Origin of the sequence: Pseudomonas sp. SJZ077 (genome assembly GCF_007993905.1) — a bacterium.
In the GTDB taxonomy this organism is placed as follows: Bacteria; Pseudomonadota; Gammaproteobacteria; order Pseudomonadales; family Pseudomonadaceae; genus Aquipseudomonas; species Aquipseudomonas mandelii.
Genome location: NZ_VIUJ01000001.1, coordinates 70,564 through 86,417 on the forward strand (window position 1 = coordinate 70,564; position 15,854 = coordinate 86,417).

Sequence of the window (15,854 nt, forward strand, 5' to 3'; positions counted from 1 at the left end):
TCATCGAGCGCCGCAGTGTTGCCGAAGGTGGATCGGATCGCCTGATCGAGCGTCGCAGGGTTGCCGAAGGCGGATCGGATCGCCTGATCGAGCGCCGCAGTGTTGCCGAAGGTGGATCGGATCGCCTGATCGAGCGCCGCAGTGTTGCCGAAGGTGGATCGGATCGCCTGATCGAGCGTCGCAGGGTTGCCGAAGGCGGATCGGATCGCCTGATCGAGCGCCGTGTTGCCGATGTTGGCAATGCATACAACGGCGGGATGGATATCAATGCCCACTTTTCCATGGACTGACAGCTGTCGCGGGGGCGAGGACTCATTTCGCCGCTACGGTTACGCCCAGAAGCGTAAACATTCCGGGCGTAACACGGCGAATGCGAGCGGTGTCAGGTTCAATCCGTCGCAACAGGCAGCGTGAATTGGACCGTGGCCCCGCAAGGTTGATGAGCGCTTGCCCACAACCGGCCACCATGGGCCTCGATGATCGAGCGACAGATCGACAAGCCCATCCCCAGACCCGCAGGCTTGGTGGTGTAAAACGAGGTGAAGATCCGCTCAGCGGTTTCTGCCTCAAACCCGGGGCCCGAATCGCTGACGCTGATCAGCAAGTAGCCTGAGTCGCCCTCACCTGCGCTGATCAACAGTCGACGTTCGCCTTCAGGGTTGCTACTCATGGCTTCCAACGCATTCATGATCAAGTTGAGCAGAACCTGTTGCAGCTCTACCCGATCCCCCTCAATGGATGGCAACCCGTCCATGAGTCGAGTGTCCAACAACACCCCGTTTTTCATCATCTGGCCCCGGGTGAACTCGATCATTTCGCCGACTGCCGAATGAATATCGACTGGCCCCTTGGGCTGCGGCGCCTTGCGAATATGACCGCGGATTCGTCCCAGCACATCAGCCGCGCGATTGGCATCCTTGATGAGGCTGTCGAGTACCTGACGAACCTCGACGAGTTCAGGGGGCTGGGCGTTGAGCCAGCGTTTCGCCGCATTGGCGTTAAGGATGGCGGCGGCAATGGGTTGATTGACTTCATGAGCGATGGACGCCACCAACTGGCCCATGGTCGCCACGCGGTTTGCATGGGCCAACTCCGTCTGAACCTCGCGATATCGACGTTCGCTGTCACGGATTTTTTCTTCCGCCTCCTTGCGCTCGGTGAGATCCAGCACAAAAGCGACCCCTTCCGTGCTGCCAGGTTCGATCATGGCCAGGCCCACGATAACCGGCAGGCGACTGCCGTCCTTTTTGAAGTATTCCTTTTCGAAAGGCTGGGCATGTCCGGTTTGCACCGCCATCACCATCGAGCGTTCGCTGTTGTCGCGAAACTCCGGGACCGTCAGGTCACGCCAACTCAAAAGGCCCTTGTCCAGATCCTCCCGGGCGTAACCCAGCATGCTGAGAAAAGCGTCATTGGTTTCCAGAATGTCGCCGTCGGCGTTCCACACGACGATCCCGATAATGTTGGCATCAACGAGGCGCCGGATCTTCGCTTCGCGCTCCCCGACCTCGCGGTACAAACGGGCGTTTTCCAGTGAAATGGCCGCCTGCGACGCCACCAGTTTGAGAATCGCGACGCGGTCCGGACTGAACACCCGCACGCTCAGATTGTTTTCGAGGTAGAGCGCGCCGACCAGATTGGCCTGGTTCATCAACGGCAAGCACAGAACAGAACGGGTGCGATGCTGACGAATATAAGCGTCTGCGGCGAAGGGCGACTGCGTCACGGCATCGTCCAGAAACACACTTTCCCGGGTGCGCATGACATGGTTCAACACGGATTCGGGCATCAGTTCCATGCTGACCGGCGCATCGCGCAGTTGCGCGGCGCTGTCACCGGCGGTCACCTGCGCGGCGATGCGGTACTCGGCGCCCTTGCACAGAATCAACAGGCCGCGCTCGGCACCCGCCAATTCAATCGCCGTGCGCATCACCGTATCAATCAGTTTCTCCAGCACGATTTCACTCGACACGGCCTGCGACACCTTGAGAACGGTGGCGAGGTCAAGGTGCTCGACCGGCGTGGCCATGGTCGTTATCGCGCCAGGCGCGTGTTCTTCAGTCCTGAGCGACGGATACTTGGCTTCAAGCTGACGCACCTTGCCATCGCTGCCCCAACGCAAGTAGCCATACCGGGCATCCTGCAAATAGACACGGGCAATCTTGCCAAGACCGCGGGCCGCGTAGAAGCGTGAGGCAAGTTCGTTGGCCAACGCTTCGATGTGGATGAAACCGCTTTCCTGCGCCGTTTTGATCGCCTGCTCGTACAGCAGCTCGGCCTCAATGAGGCGCCCTTGCAGTCGTGCGATTTCGGCACCGACCAGTGCGGCCCGGCTCGCGAAATTCTCAGGACATTGCTGCTCCCACGTCTGCAGCTGCGCATGATCGGCCTGCATGGCGAGCAGGTGCTGCGCGCGTTGTTCACCCGAAACGCCATCACACGAGGCGGCCCGGGCCAGCGCGTCGTAGAAGTGATACTCGGCTTCCTCGAAAAACGAGTAGGACGTCCAGAGCAACTGCCGCGCCTTGGCGGAAGCGGACATTGCCGCCTCGATTTCGTCGGCCATGTAGTGCGCTTGCAGTTTACGAACCCAGTACCAACAAGCGGCCAATGCCAGGTCCGGACTGCTGGACAGATGGGCTTCGGTCTCGCGTTCCTCGAACTGTCCGTCGTCGAAGCAACCGAAGGCAGGCGTCAGGCCTCGGAGCATTCGGATCAGGGCAAGCTGCGTCACCATGAAATCAATGACCAGACCAAAACGGACTTTCCTCGCGTACGCCAGCCCCCGTTCGGCTTCGGCCTGGAGCTCGGGAAGCGAATCCCCGGCGAACAGTGAATCGGAGGTGAGGCAATTGCCTGCATAAGCGCCGTATGGAAGGTCGCCTATGCGGTTCGCCGCGACAAAGGCCCGATGCAGCAGGTCGCGACATTGCTCTACGGGTTTCATCCAGCGGACGGCAAAACTCGAGAAGCATAAATAGGTGCTGGCCTCGAATCGCTTAAGGCCGCGTTGCTCCACAAGATCACAGCCGAGTTGCCCAAACCGGAACCCCGCCTGGTAGTCACCGAAGCGCCTTCCGGCCACTCTGAAGACGTTGGCATAAAGCACACATGAGGCGTCGCAGTTACCCCGTTCGAGGCTGAGACTGACCGCTTTGCAAATCAGCAGGCAAGCCAGGTTCGCGTCCGTCTGCAAGGCGGGTGCAAAGAGCTTGCCCAGTGTGTTGACGGTCATCAGTGACGCCGCATCGTCCATCAACGGCAGGTCGATGAGTTCCTCGATCTGTCGGCTGCCCAGCAACGACCAGATGTGGTCATATTCTTCGCGCACTTCATCGTCGCTCGGATGGGCAGACCACTCGATGCCCACATGCCGCAGGTAAGCGAGGCAGACCGCCACGGCGCCGTCGCTGCGGTCCAGAAGCAAGTAGACGTCCATCTGCAAGCAAGCGACATTGGCTCGTTCGACCGTCGTCGTCGCGTGTGCCGACAGTGTCGTCAGGCGAGTGTCCGCGACGGCCAGTTGCCCGGTCAGGAACTCGCACTCGGCCCGGTTCAACTCCATTTCAAAGCGCAACGTGTGGCGGCGCACCCAACACTCGTCGTCCAGCAACTGGACGCCGGTGGTGAGGTAGTTGAGCGCTGACGCATAGGCGCTAGATGCCTTCGCGCGCTGGCCGGCGATCAGGTTGAACTCGGCCAGTTGTTCCTTTTCACTGGTGTCGGTGAGCAGTGCCGCGCCTTGATTGAGTTGACCCACGATGTCAAAGATCGCCTCATCCAACACTGACACCGGCGTTTGTGCGGCCAGTAACCGCCCTATTCGCAGGTGCGTGTGGGGGCGCAGTTCGACGGGGATCAGCGAATACGCCGCCTCATGGATGCGGTCGTGGACGAAACCGAACGCCCCGTCCAGGCGCTCGACCAGTTCCAGTCGGATCGCCTCCCACATCACCGCACGCAACTGTGACTTCGACAGGCCCAGTGCCAGGGAAAGCGTAGCGATTGCAGCGACGTTGCCCAGGCACGCCAGATGCTGCAGCGCCCGCTGTGTCTCGGCAGGCAGTCGGGCGAGTTTAGCGACCATCAGGTCTACAACGTTGTCTGTGTAGCCCATGGCGTGGATGCGATTGGGGTCCCAGCACCAGCGGCGTGCGCCATGATCGAAGGTCAGCAACTGCGCTTCGGCGAGTGCCTGCAGAAACTGAATCACGAAAAAAGGATTGCCGGCGGTCTTGTCCTCGATCAGCTGCGCCAAAGGTTCGACTCGCACGATCTCTTCGTGAAGGGTCTCGGCAATCAACTGCTCAATGTGGGTCCTGGCGAGCGGTGCCAGCATGATCTCATGGACCCGGCCCCCAGCCTTGCGGATGGACTTGAGCTTGGTCGTCAGTGGATGCGTGACATCCACCTCATTGCTGCGATAAGCCCCAACCAGCAACAGATGTCGCATGTCGGCGCTGGTGAGCAGATCCTCCAACAGGTCGAGCGTGGCGACGTCGAGCCATTGCAGATCATCAAGAAACAATGCCAGCGGATGTTCGGCCCGGGCGAAAACGCCGATGAAGTTGCGGAACACCACCAGGAAACGCCGTTGCGCCTGTTGCGGATCGAGCGTGGGGACCGGTGGCGGTTCGCCGATGACCAGTTTCAGCTCCGGAATGAGATCGGTCATGAGCCGTGCATTGGCCTCCAGTGCCTTATGCAACTTCTCACGCCAGTCCGCCAGTTCGGCGTCACTCTTGCCCAATAGCGTACGCACCAGGCTTTGAAAAGCCTGCACCAACGTTGCATAGGGAACATCACGGCGATACTGATCGAACTTGCCGGACACGAATATTCCGCGTGGCGGCACTAACACTTTGTGCAGTTCGTTGACCACCGAAGACTTGCCGATGCCCGAATACCCGGTGACCAACACCAGTTCCGGCGCGCCGTTGGCAACGATCCGACCGAATGCGGCAATCAGTGTGTCGACCTCTTGCTCGCGACCGTACAGTTTTTCGGGGATCAGCAGGCGTTCCGAGGTGCCATGCTCGCTCAACGCGAAGGCGTTGATGGTGCCCAGGCGCTCCCAATCCGCCAGGCACTGGCGCAAATCATGTTCCACGCTGGACGCGGTCTGATAGCGCTCCTCGGCGGTCTTGGCGAGCAGCTTCATGACGATATCGGAGATCACTGGCGGTATGGTTTCAACGCGCAAACCAGGCGCCACCGGTTTTTTGGCGATATGGCAATGCACCCATTCCATCGGATCGGTCGCCGTGAATGGCAGCGAGCCGGTCAACATCTGGTAAAGCGTGATGCCAAAGGAATACAGGTCGCTGCGCGAATCGATCGAGCGATTCATCCGGCCGGTCTGCTCCGGTGCCATGTAAGCGAGTGTTCCCGCCATGGTTTCGGGCGCCTGCCGCTCGCGCGGTAACCGCGAGGTCAATCCGAATCCGGTCAGGCGCGCTTGCCCGTCGGCACAGTTCACCAGGATATGGCTGGGCTTGATGTCTTTGTGAACAAGCCCGCGCTGATGGAGCTTGCCCAACGCCACCGCAATGCTGATGGCGTGCTGCAAGAACGGCGACGTTTGCATGGGCGCGGCAAGCAGCTGCACCAGCGGGTCACCGCCGACATCCTCAAGCACCAAGTGCATCTGGCCGGCTTCGCGCACCAGTTCGAGGGGCCTGAGCGCCCAACTCTCGTCCAGTTCGTCCTTCAGGCCGAACTCATGCACGATGCGGCCCAGGCAGGCTGGATGCGGTTGCTCCGCTGCCGCTCGCGCCAGGAGAACCGTGCGATCACTGCCGCCCTGGCAGCGTCGCTCCCGACTGAACGTGCGCTCACCATCGTCCCACAGTATTTGCATTCTGGAATCCATTGGAGTTGGACATGCCGCAGTATGGCCTGCTGCTTTAATCTGTCGACTGATCGTCCAATGAATTCCAGTTGCCGGCACCATCGCACGGACGTGGCTTCCGGGGCTGCCAAGGGTCTGAGTACTGCGCAAGATGGCACTGAACGGCGGCTGCGGCATCAACACCTAAAGGTTAGTCAGTCATACATAGGTATACTTTCCCCCCCATCTGGACTGCGTATCTTGTAGTGACGACAAGTGCTGTCACGAGAAAACCCAATGACGCAAACCACTGCCATCCGTACGACAGCAATTATTGCGATTGTCGACGATGACGACTCCGTACGGAGTGCCCTGCAAAGCCTGTTAAGGTCCGGCGGTTATCAGACCCGAACCTACAGCAGCGCCTTGGCGTTTCTCGACGCAAACGTGTCGGCTGAAACCCATTGCCTGGTGTCCGATATTCAAATGCCGGGAATGAGCGGTGTCGAGATGTGTGAGCGGCTGGTCTCGATGGGCTTTCACATCCCCACGATTCTCATTACCGCCTACCCTGGTGCGGCGCCCGCCCTGAGTGCCCACAATCCAGAGCTGATCGCCTGCCTGTCCAAACCCTGTGACGCCGACAGACTGCTGAGCTGCATCGAAGCCGCCCTGCTCCAGCGGCATTGAGGGCCGACTAAACCTATGGATGATGGCGACGCTGTCCGAAAGATGATGTATTCACGGACAACGCATCTTCCATTCCTGCCTGACGCCGCGACTCACTCGCCAAGGAAGACCAATGTTAATCGGTTCCACCGCATCGAAAAGTGCGATGTCTGCCTACACGACTGCCGTCGACACTCAATCCGCCACTGAAGCTCAGCAGCGCATGGCCCAGGACGAGGCGCCACCGGTCAAAGCGAAAGAGGCCGATTCGGTGAGTCTCTCCAGCACCTCTACCGACTACAGCAAATCGATCGCAGGCAATGCGCCGTATTTCCCCGTGCGCGAGGGCATGAATGCCGATGCCCTGGTGTTAGGCGCCTCCAAGCCGGGCGCGGTCTCGAGTTCGAAGGACAAGACGTTTGAGCAAGTGGCCACCGATGCTCGCAAGCGCATGGATGAGAAATACGCCCAGATGAACGCCAGCGGCAAACCGTACACCGGCAGCGATGAGGACCGTAATGGCCTGATGGGTGATCTGGATCGCCGTTCGCTGAACGCAGTGGCCACCAATGAAGGCGGGATTTTCACGGCGCAGGAACAGGCCTCGGCACAAGCCTTGATGCGTCAGCAGGGACGGCTTGCCACCGGCTATTACAGTGGCCCGGCGGACCAACAGCAAAACTGGAAAGATCCGTTTGCCAACGACCCTTTTGGTCGCGCCCGGGCGGCACTGGATTTTATGAATAACATGAGCCCGGAAGAAAAGGCCACGCCCGAATGGCTGTCACAACGCCTGTCTCTGGAAGCCGCCTTGAACCTGGGTCACAACACTGGCGCAGACCCAGTGGAAAAGAAAAGCGGACACTTTCACAACCTGGCTGAAATTCTGGCGGGGGTGGTGACCGAGCCGGATACCCGGCAATCCAGCCAAGCCAAATACGGCGATCCCTCCACGCAGATCTTGAAGAAACTCCAATCGCTGATCGCCTGAGCCAGAGATAACGAAAACGCCGCCTCATCGGGCGGCGTTCTCATTTATCGGACAAAGTCCCCAACCATTGATCTTATGAGCTTCGATGCTCAGGGCACGCTTTCAGCCAGAGGGGCGTCGCTGAGGCCTTGTGTCAGGTCGGTATAACGGGCGACACCCAAGTCGAACAGACCGGCCATGCGCGCGGCCTCGAAATCCAGTGGATCTGTATCCAGATCGGATGGCAGCGCCGCATACCGGAGCTGTACGTGATGGCGATGGGCAAACGCCGTGGCCATCGCAACGTGCATGCGCAGGTTGGCGCGGCTCAGCGAGTCGAACGAACGCCCCATGATAGCGACGGCACCGCCACTCAATTGATTGTTACGGGGCGCCATCGGCGCGTTGATGATGATGAAAATCTTGCCCGGCATCAGGCTCGGCTGATTGATCTGCCACTGCACCAACGCTTCCGGCAACAGCAGGAAAGGCACATTGACTCCGCCATCGGCATGGATCTCCGAGGTATTACCATCAGCAATCGGTATCGGCGGAAAAATCCCCGGGACGCTGGCTGAAGCGGTCATGATCGTGCGAAACAGCGCCAGCGCCTGGTGTTCGTTTCCGGGTTCTTGAGCGGACAGCGCAATGGCCCCCATGTCCCAGATGTGCGTTTCCTGGGTATCGAGGTTGGTGGTCGCCACCAGCAGACGGCGACCCAGACGGTGCTGATCCGCCACGGCGTGCAACAACGCCGCACTGGTGTAGTGCTCAATGATCGCTGCAAGCGGTTCACCACTGTAAAGCGAGGGTCGCGCCAGCATGCCCAGGCCGCGCTCGGTCAATTGCGTCGCACCGACATTGCGGTAACCCCGAATCAGGCGCGGGTCCCAGTATTTCCCGGCAAAGGCCAGTGGCGCGATCAACGCACCGGTGCTGACGCCGGTCACGAGATCGAAATCAGGGCGGGTGCCACTGCGACTCCAGCCCACCAGAACCCCAGCGCCAAACGCGCCATTGGCCCCTCCCCCGGAGATCGCCAGCGCAGTGATGCTCGTTCTCCCGGCCTTTTTGCGATCCGCCTCCCAGGCTTGCATGAACGCCATGGATTGCTGCGCGTTATCGGCCACAAAACGGAAGCGATTCAACGACGCGAATTCGCGAGTCGGCTGCGGGGTGGAAACCGTATCAATCATCGGGCGGCGGAGCGAGCCGCAGCCGCTCAACATCAATTCGAAAGTGATCATGATCACCAGCAAAGGCTGGCGAAATTTCAGGCGTAGTGACTGATCGACCATGACAACGGATCTCTTGGCGAATGCTGGGGAAATTCAGGGAGAGCGCCCTGGTGAAGACAGCGCTCTACATAACAAACGTCAGTTTTTGCCAACCCTGAAAAGAAACAGCCAGACAGGTTTTGGGCGATATCTTTTTAGTTCTTAGTCGCTTAGTGAATTCGGTTACGAATCGTCGACTAACAGGAAATATTATCGATTGGCACCGTTATTCGATATGACATATAACCCTGAATTACGGCCAGGAAAACGGGGCCTGCTCCTGCGTATAACCATTCGCAGATTGAGTGATCGCGAAAACTTGACAGGTTTTCAATACCGGCTTATTTCAGTCGCGCCAGTCAAACCCCTTCATCGCCAATAACAGCGATAACCGAGTCTCGACGCAGCCATGAATTCCATTGTTCACGACACCGCCCCGCTCCATGAATCACTCTCTCAGCCGCGCAGCCTGGTGTTCCTGGCTTACCCCCAGATGGGCTTGCTTGACCTGACCGGCGCGCAAACCGTGTTCTGGGCCGCCTCCAAAGCCATGGCCGAACGCGGTCTGCCAGGCTACTCGCTGCACACGGCAAGCCACGACGGTGGATTGATCGCTACCGCCGAAGGCCTGTCGGTCCACACCACAGCCCTGCAGTCACTCAACGGGATGGCGATCGATACGCTGATCGTGCCCGGAGCGCCGAACATCCGTCAGGCCATGATTGACAGCGTCGACCTGGTGAATTGGTTGCGCGAGGCGTCGGTCAAGGCCAAACGCACGGCCTCGGTGTGCAGCGGCACATTTCTGCTCGCCCAGGCAGGGCTACTTGAAGGCTTGCGGGCCGCCACGCACTGGGCAATGTGCGACATGCTCAAGAGCGGTTTCCCGACGATTGATGTCGACATCGATGCGATTTTTGTCCAGCAAGGAACTGTCTGGACATCGGCAGGGGTCACCACCGGCATCGACATGGCGCTGGCGTTGGTCGAGGCCGATTGCGGTCGTGAGGTCGCGTTGCAGGTGGCTCGGGAACTGGTGGTATTTCTCAAGCGCCCCGGTGGTCAGGCGCAGTTCAGCCAACTGCTGCAATCACAAACGGACGACAGCGCCGGCTTCGACGATTTGCACCTGTGGATCAGCGCGAACCTCAGCGATGCCAGCCTGACGGTTGAAGCACTGGCTCGACAAGCCCAGATGAGTCCGCGCAACTTCTCCCGCGTCTACAAACGCAAGGTGGGACGGACACCAGCGAAGGCACTTGAGCTGTTTCGCATGGAAGCTGCACGGCGGATGCTCGAAGACTCTCAGCGCAACATCGACCAGATCGCGCAGTTGTGCGGTTTCGGCGATGAGGAGCGCATGCGCTACACCTTCCACCGCCACCTCTCGATTTCGCCTCGGGAATACCGCAGCCGCTTCTCACGCTGACGGCAGGCGTTTTTTCTGCAGCCAGCCGAGTAAGCCGCTGCGCTTGATGTGCGGCGTTTTTTTCGCAACCACCGACTCACGAATCTCCTCGCGCTGGTGCTGCAAATTATCCAGCGCGAGCTGCAGATCACTGTGGTGTTCCAATTGCGAGCCGAGCATGGCCTTCTCGATACGGAACAGACGCCCGCTGGTGAGGCTGCGAAATTCCGCTCTTGAGCGTCCTTGCGCGAGGATGCCCTCCTCGCCCATGACTTCGCCCGGGCCCAGGCGTCCGGCTTCGATGAAACGCTCGCCATCATGGATCGACGCTGAGATCACGCCGGTACTGATGAGCATGAGGCAGTCGGCGATTTCTTCGAACGCAAGAATCACTTGATCGGCCTGATAGTCCACGGCCGTCATGTGGTCGGCGAGTCGGTCACGGTCTTCCATGCTCAACGACCGGAACACTCTCACGTCTTCCAGCAAGCGTCGCGGCCGGCTCCATGCCTGAACGGCCGGTTCTGAAAGCCACGTCACCCCCGCCGCTTCGAGGTGCCGATGCGCGAGGTCGAACATCAGGTTGCGCACTTCGGTCTTGTGCGAAATCGATTCGATAAAGCCTTTGAGTTCGTATTCGTTGTATTCCAGGTGTGAGCTTTTCACCGACACTTTCGGCTTGAATCCGGGGAGCAAGGCGCGGGTGCCCTGCAAGGCTTTTTCCAGCGCGTCCATGGCCCGCCGTGGGCGCACATGACTGGGAATCGCGATGATCACAACGACCCCGTGCACATTGCCGGGACGGCTGAAATTGAGGATTTTGGTTTTCGCCGCCAGTGAGTTGGGCACGACGGCCATACTGCCCAGATCGGTCAGCAGGTGGGTGGAACGCCAGTCAATTTCCACCACTTTGCCTTCAATGCCGTCGATGGAAATCCAGTCGTCCAGGTCGTATGGCTTGGTGGTGTTGAGCACAATGCCGGAAAACACATCACTCAAGGTGCTCTGCAACGCAAGGCCGACAATGATCGCCATCGCCCCGGAAGTCGCCAGCAACCCTTTGACCGGCAACTGCAAGACATACGCCGCAGCGCCGACGATGGCGATCAGGAAAACGCCAGCCCCCATCACGTCATGCAACAAGCGTGCGGTGTGCCCTTCGCGCGAGGTCAGGCCATTGCCCAGAACCACCGTCAACGTCCTGGCCGCAAACAGCCACCAGGCGATGCCCAGAACGGTCGCCGCCAGATTCAGAATGGCGTCGTCAGGCCACAGCGGTGGCTGCAACGGGCTGATGCCGGCTGCCATCAATACCCAAGAGAACGCCACAAACAACACCATTCGTGAACAGATCCGCAACACAGGTTGGGTGGCGTCCAGGCAGTGCCACAGTGACAAGTCCAGCAGCATCAGGACGGCACCGATAATCAGCGGGTGTTCTTGCAAGAACATGAGCATTATTTCTTCCCGGAAGTCTGGATCGTCTCAGGCAACGGCGTAAGTGAAGGCCTCGGCCGACGCCGGGCGGCAGAGCGTTCCATCCTGCTCAGCCAGAAACGCGCTGCAGCGCGAGCGCAACCAGCGTTCGGCGGGGTCGTTGTGCGTCGCTCCGCGCCAGACCATTGAAAGTTCCTGCTGCGGCAGTTCGAGCGGCGCTACTTCGGCCCTCAGGCCACCGATCAAGGCCATGGACCGGGCAATGTAGTCCGGGACGATGGCAATCATGTCGCTGTTGGCCAAGAGCACCGGCAACGCGCTGAATTGCGGCACGGTCAACACGACCTTGCGATGACGGCCCAGGTGACTCAGCGCGCTGTCCGCGTCTTCAATGACATTGCCCATCGACGACACCACGGCATGTGGGCGTCGGCAGAATTCGTCCAACCCCAATTCACCGGCCTGCGAATCGGCGCGCAACAGCATCGGGCGAATCGAGCGCAGCGTTTTGCGCCGGGCATTGGCCGGCAGCTCAAGGGTGTGACTGATGCCCAGGGAGATGTCCCCTGAAGTCAACAGCTGCGGCATCTGCCAGTGATCCGCTCGGCGCACCACCAGCGTCATGTTCGGCGCCTCTGTCCGCAGGCGGCGCAGCAGTGTCGGCAGCAGCGCGTATTCGACATCATCCGAGAGACCGACATGAAAGGTTGCTTCGCTGGTCGCCGGATCGAAGGCCTGGCAACGACTCAGGGCCGCCGCAATGCCGTCCAGTGCTGGCGCAAGGTTGGAAAAGATCTCTTCCGCACGGGAGGTAGGCTCCATGACCCGACCGGACCGGATGAACAGCGGGTCGTCAAACATCAAGCGCAAACGCCCCAGGGCGCTGCTGATGGTGGGTTGGCCCAGAAACAGCTTCTCGCCGACACGACTGACATTTCGTTCGTGCATCATCGACTCGAAAACCACCAGCAGATTGATGTCAGCACGACGCAGGTCATTTCTGTTCATCATGGAAACCGCCCGACCATCAGGTCATTGAGGTTAAAGGATGCGGTGTCACCTCGCCCCTTCAAGCAATCGGAGCAGCGATGCGCGGTGTATGAACAGGTTATGCAAGTGGCCGCAGAACGTCTGTCGTACCTGAGGACAGCGCATTCATCCATGCGTCTAGCGTTCGATACTTGAGTATAGGGAGGGGGCATGAGCGGGAGCGCGGGAAGACTACGCGCGCGCACTTGGCGGTATTTCAGGGGTTTATGTCCTATTAGATGGAAACCATTGCTTTTACGATAGGCATCCATGCTCCGCCCCCATGACATCAGGAATGCATGACCACGATGAAAAACAACAGGTCAGCTACTGCGCGCAAATCGTCGCCATTTTTCTTCAACTTATTCGCCGCCACGCCGCGCACCTCCGACACGAGGACCGTTGACGCGGCCTCCAGCATCAGTCCCAATCCACTGATCAACGCATTGGGTTGGCTGGTCGGCCTGGTGGTGGTCATCGGCATCCTGGTGATCAACTCCGAAACCCGATCCGACTTCGCCCCGACGATTCTTTACATCACCTTGTTGTTGATGGCGGCCAATCTGTTCTCCATTAACGTGGTGATCAACATTGCACTAATGTGCATAGTGCTGCTGACAGCCACGTATTTTTACAACGGCGGTTATGAACGCTGGGAGTCGACCACTGGTTTTTTCCGGTGCCTGACGGCGCTCTCGGCAATCACCTTTCTCGCCCTGCGCAGCAAACACGCCGCGGACCGGCTGCGCCATAACGAGCTGTACCTGATCGGCGCGCAGCGCTTGAGCCAAACCGGCAGCGTCGGTTTCTGCGGTGACGACGAAGCAATGAGCTGGTCCGACGAATCGGCGCGGATTTTCGAATACCCCCTGACCCAACATCCGACGGCGGCGATGGTTCTGGCGCGGACTCATCCCGACGATCTGCCCTTGGTGCAGGGGGTGTTTGCCAAAGCAGCGCGCCATGAGCCGCTGCTCGAAATCCAGCACCGACTGCTGATGCCCGACGGCCGCATCAAGCATGTACATATGATTGCCAGCCCACTCTTCGAACAGCAGGACCGTTGTGAATACATTGGCGCGCTGATGGACATCACCGCCAGCAAGGAAGCCGAGACGGCGCTGTTCGGCATGCAGGCGCAATTGGCACATGTCACGCGCGTCACTTCACTCGGTGAGCTTGCTGCTTCCATTGCCCATGAAGTGAACCAGCCACTGACGGCGATCACCAGCAGCGGCGAAGCGTGTCGGCGCTGGCTTGATCGCCCAGTGCCGGATCAGAACGAAGCCCTGCAATCGCTTGATCGCATCATCGCCAGTTCGTGCCACGCCAGCGATGTCATCCGCCGAATCATCGCGCTGGCACGCAAATCCGATCCACTGCGACAGCGCGAGTCGCTGGAGGACATCGTCAGCCAGACGCTTGGCCTGGTCCAGCATGAGCTGGCCCTGCACAAGATCAGCTTGAAAGTCGAGCTCCCGGAGCACTCGAACTACGTGCATGCGGACCGGGTGCAATTGCAGCAAGTCATCATCAATCTGGTCGTCAATGCCTGCCACGCAATGGACGGGGTCAAGGTTGGCGACCGTTTTCTGCAGGTGCGCACGTGGGCAACGGATGATGAGGCCGTGGTGGAAGTGGCGGACCAGGGTTGGGGCATCGCGCCCGACGTTTTGTCTTCATTGTTCAACCCGTTCTTCACCACCAAGGAACGCGGGTTGGGCATGGGGCTTTCCATCTGCCGCTCAATCATCGATTTCCATGGGGGACGGATCTGGGTAACCAGTACAGTCGGGCATGGCGCGTCATTCAAATTCGCGCTACCGCTTCTCTCCCAATGCGAATCGGACTAAATTGCTTTGACGCAGAACATTTCGCTTGAATCAGGATTACTGCTCTCTATGGATGCCTCATGAACGAACATCACCCTATGAACAAAGTCGTGAACCATGAGCCGCTGGTCTATATCGTCGATGATGACGCCCCGCTGCGCGAAGCACTCGGCAGCCTGTTGCGCTCCATCGGATTACAGGTGGCGCTGTTTGGCACGGTTACCGAGTTCATGAACTACGCCCGCCCCGACATCCCCAGCTGCCTGGTGCTGGATGTGCGACTGCAAGGCACCAGCGGGCTGGATTTCCAGAATGAGTTGGTGGCCGCCAATATCAACGTGCCGATCGTCTTCATGACCGGCCACGGCGACATCGCCATGACGGTCCGGGCCATGAAGGCAGGCGCCGTGGATTTTCTGGCCAAACCGTTCCGCGAGCAGGATTTGATTGATGCCGTTTCCGCCGCGCATGCCCGAGACAAACTGCGCCGCGAATCCGAACGTGGCAATGAGGAGTTGCGCAGCCGCTACGCGACACTCACACCGCGCGAGCAAACCGTCATGGCGCTGGCGGCCTCGGGGCTGATGAACAAACAGATTGCGGGAGAGATCGGCCTGAGCGAAATCACGGTAAAGATTCACCGTGGTCAGGCCATGCGCAAGATGTTCGCCCGCTCCTTCGCCGATCTGGTACGAATGGCGCAAGCACTTGGCGTCGATCGTTCTCAGTAAGGTTTTATACGCACGTATAGTACGTCCCCCGGGTGGACGGCGTATCTTGCGCTGATGGCGGGCGCCCTTGATGGGCTGCCTGATATCAGTCCAGGGATTGAAATGCCCCATACCGCTGTTGTTTCCGTTGTCGACGATGATGAGTCCGTGCGCATGGCGCTCGACAGTCTGTTGCGCTCCAACGGTTATACCGTGCGGGTGTATGCCACCGCCGAAGCGTTCCTCGCCGCCACCGGGACGCAAGACACCGGCTGCCTCATCTCCGATATACAAATGCCCGGCATGTCAGGCATTCAAATGTATGACGAGTTATCGGCCAGGGGGATCAGGATGCCGGTCATCTTCATCACCGGCTACCAAGGCTCGCCGCCCCGGGTCAGCGACAGATCCCCCGAGCCCGTCGCTTATTTCCCCAAGCCCTTCCCCTGCGGCGAGCTGATGGCCTGCCTCGAAGACATCCTCGATCGCAAGGCCTGAGCGTCGACGCTCCCTTGCTTTAATACCTTGGTATACACACCCCACACTTAGGCGTGTCGCAAATTACCCTATGTAGAAGTGCCCTGCCCATCCCCCCTCGATACCATCTCCTACAGCGAACCAAGCCGGATTAAGTGTTGCGGTTTTCCATTGAAGCCACGCACCTGGATCAAGCCGCATCACGGTCACGCTTA

Annotated in this window: 10 protein-coding genes and 1 pseudogene; 7 read left to right on the forward strand and 4 right to left on the reverse strand. The window is 59.4% G+C overall.

Annotation, left to right across the window (positions count from 1 at the left end; genetic code table 11):
• Positions 1-290 (forward strand): annotated as a pseudogene (locus tag FBY01_RS31715) (hypothetical protein); the annotation flags it as partial.
• A gap of 98 nt (positions 291-388) precedes the next feature.
• Here FBY01_RS31715 and FBY01_RS00360 read toward each other — a convergent pair.
• Entirely contained in the window at positions 389-5,860 is a 5,472-nt protein-coding gene (locus FBY01_RS00360) for an AAA family ATPase (RefSeq protein WP_145306275.1), read from the reverse strand.
• A 267-nt stretch (positions 5,861-6,127) separates the two neighbouring features.
• Between FBY01_RS00360 and FBY01_RS00365 the strand changes: the two genes are divergently transcribed.
• Both FBY01_RS00365 and FBY01_RS00370 read left to right on the forward strand, forming a co-directional pair.
• The gene (locus FBY01_RS00365) at positions 6,128-6,520 is read left to right on the forward strand and encodes a response regulator transcription factor (protein WP_010455803.1); all 393 of its coding nucleotides are present in this window, start codon (positions 6,128-6,130) and stop codon (positions 6,518-6,520) included.
• Positions 6,521-6,632: 112 nt separating this feature from the next.
• The gene (locus FBY01_RS00370) at positions 6,633-7,490 is read left to right on the forward strand and encodes a hypothetical protein (RefSeq protein WP_145306273.1); all 858 of its coding nucleotides are present in this window, start codon (positions 6,633-6,635) and stop codon (positions 7,488-7,490) included.
• Positions 7,491-7,579: 89 nt separating this feature from the next.
• Here the strand turns inward: FBY01_RS00370 and FBY01_RS00375 are convergent, their stop codons facing one another.
• The gene (locus FBY01_RS00375; RefSeq protein WP_010455805.1) at positions 7,580-8,767 is read right to left on the reverse strand and encodes a patatin-like phospholipase family protein; all 1,188 of its coding nucleotides are present in this window, start codon (positions 8,765-8,767) and stop codon (positions 7,580-7,582) included.
• A 388-nt stretch (positions 8,768-9,155) separates the two neighbouring features.
• Between FBY01_RS00375 and FBY01_RS00380 the strand changes: the two genes are divergently transcribed.
• On the forward strand, positions 9,156-10,175 hold the full coding sequence (locus tag FBY01_RS00380) for a GlxA family transcriptional regulator (RefSeq protein ID WP_145306271.1): 1,020 nt from the start codon (positions 9,156-9,158) through the stop codon (positions 10,173-10,175).
• Here FBY01_RS00380 and FBY01_RS00385 read toward each other — a convergent pair.
• Both FBY01_RS00385 and FBY01_RS00390 read right to left on the reverse strand, forming a co-directional pair.
• Positions 10,167-11,612 carry a mechanosensitive ion channel family protein gene (locus FBY01_RS00385; protein WP_042932733.1) on the reverse strand — a complete coding sequence of 482 codons (1,446 nt, stop codon included), beginning with the start codon at positions 11,610-11,612 and terminating at the stop codon, positions 10,167-10,169. The two genes, FBY01_RS00380 and FBY01_RS00385, sit on opposite strands and share 9 nt — an antisense overlap.
• Positions 11,613-11,639: 27 nt before the next feature.
• Entirely contained in the window at positions 11,640-12,602 is a 963-nt protein-coding gene (locus tag FBY01_RS00390) for a LysR family transcriptional regulator (protein WP_049870754.1), read from the reverse strand.
• Between the two features lie 317 nt (positions 12,603-12,919).
• On the opposite strand from FBY01_RS00390, the gene FBY01_RS00395 reads away from it, so the two are divergent.
• From FBY01_RS00395 to FBY01_RS00405, 3 genes are all read left to right on the forward strand, one after another.
• The gene (locus FBY01_RS00395) at positions 12,920-14,473 is read left to right on the forward strand and encodes a sensor histidine kinase (protein ID WP_224795526.1); all 1,554 of its coding nucleotides are present in this window, start codon (positions 12,920-12,922) and stop codon (positions 14,471-14,473) included.
• Positions 14,474-14,532: 59 nt separating this feature from the next.
• Entirely contained in the window at positions 14,533-15,183 is a 651-nt protein-coding gene (locus tag FBY01_RS00400) for a response regulator transcription factor (protein WP_042932731.1), read from the forward strand.
• Positions 15,184-15,285: 102 nt separating this feature from the next.
• A complete protein-coding gene (locus FBY01_RS00405; RefSeq protein ID WP_042933056.1) occupies positions 15,286-15,660 on the forward strand; it encodes a response regulator transcription factor in 375 nt (124 codons plus the stop codon).
• The last annotated feature ends 194 nt before the right edge of the window (positions 15,661-15,854 follow it).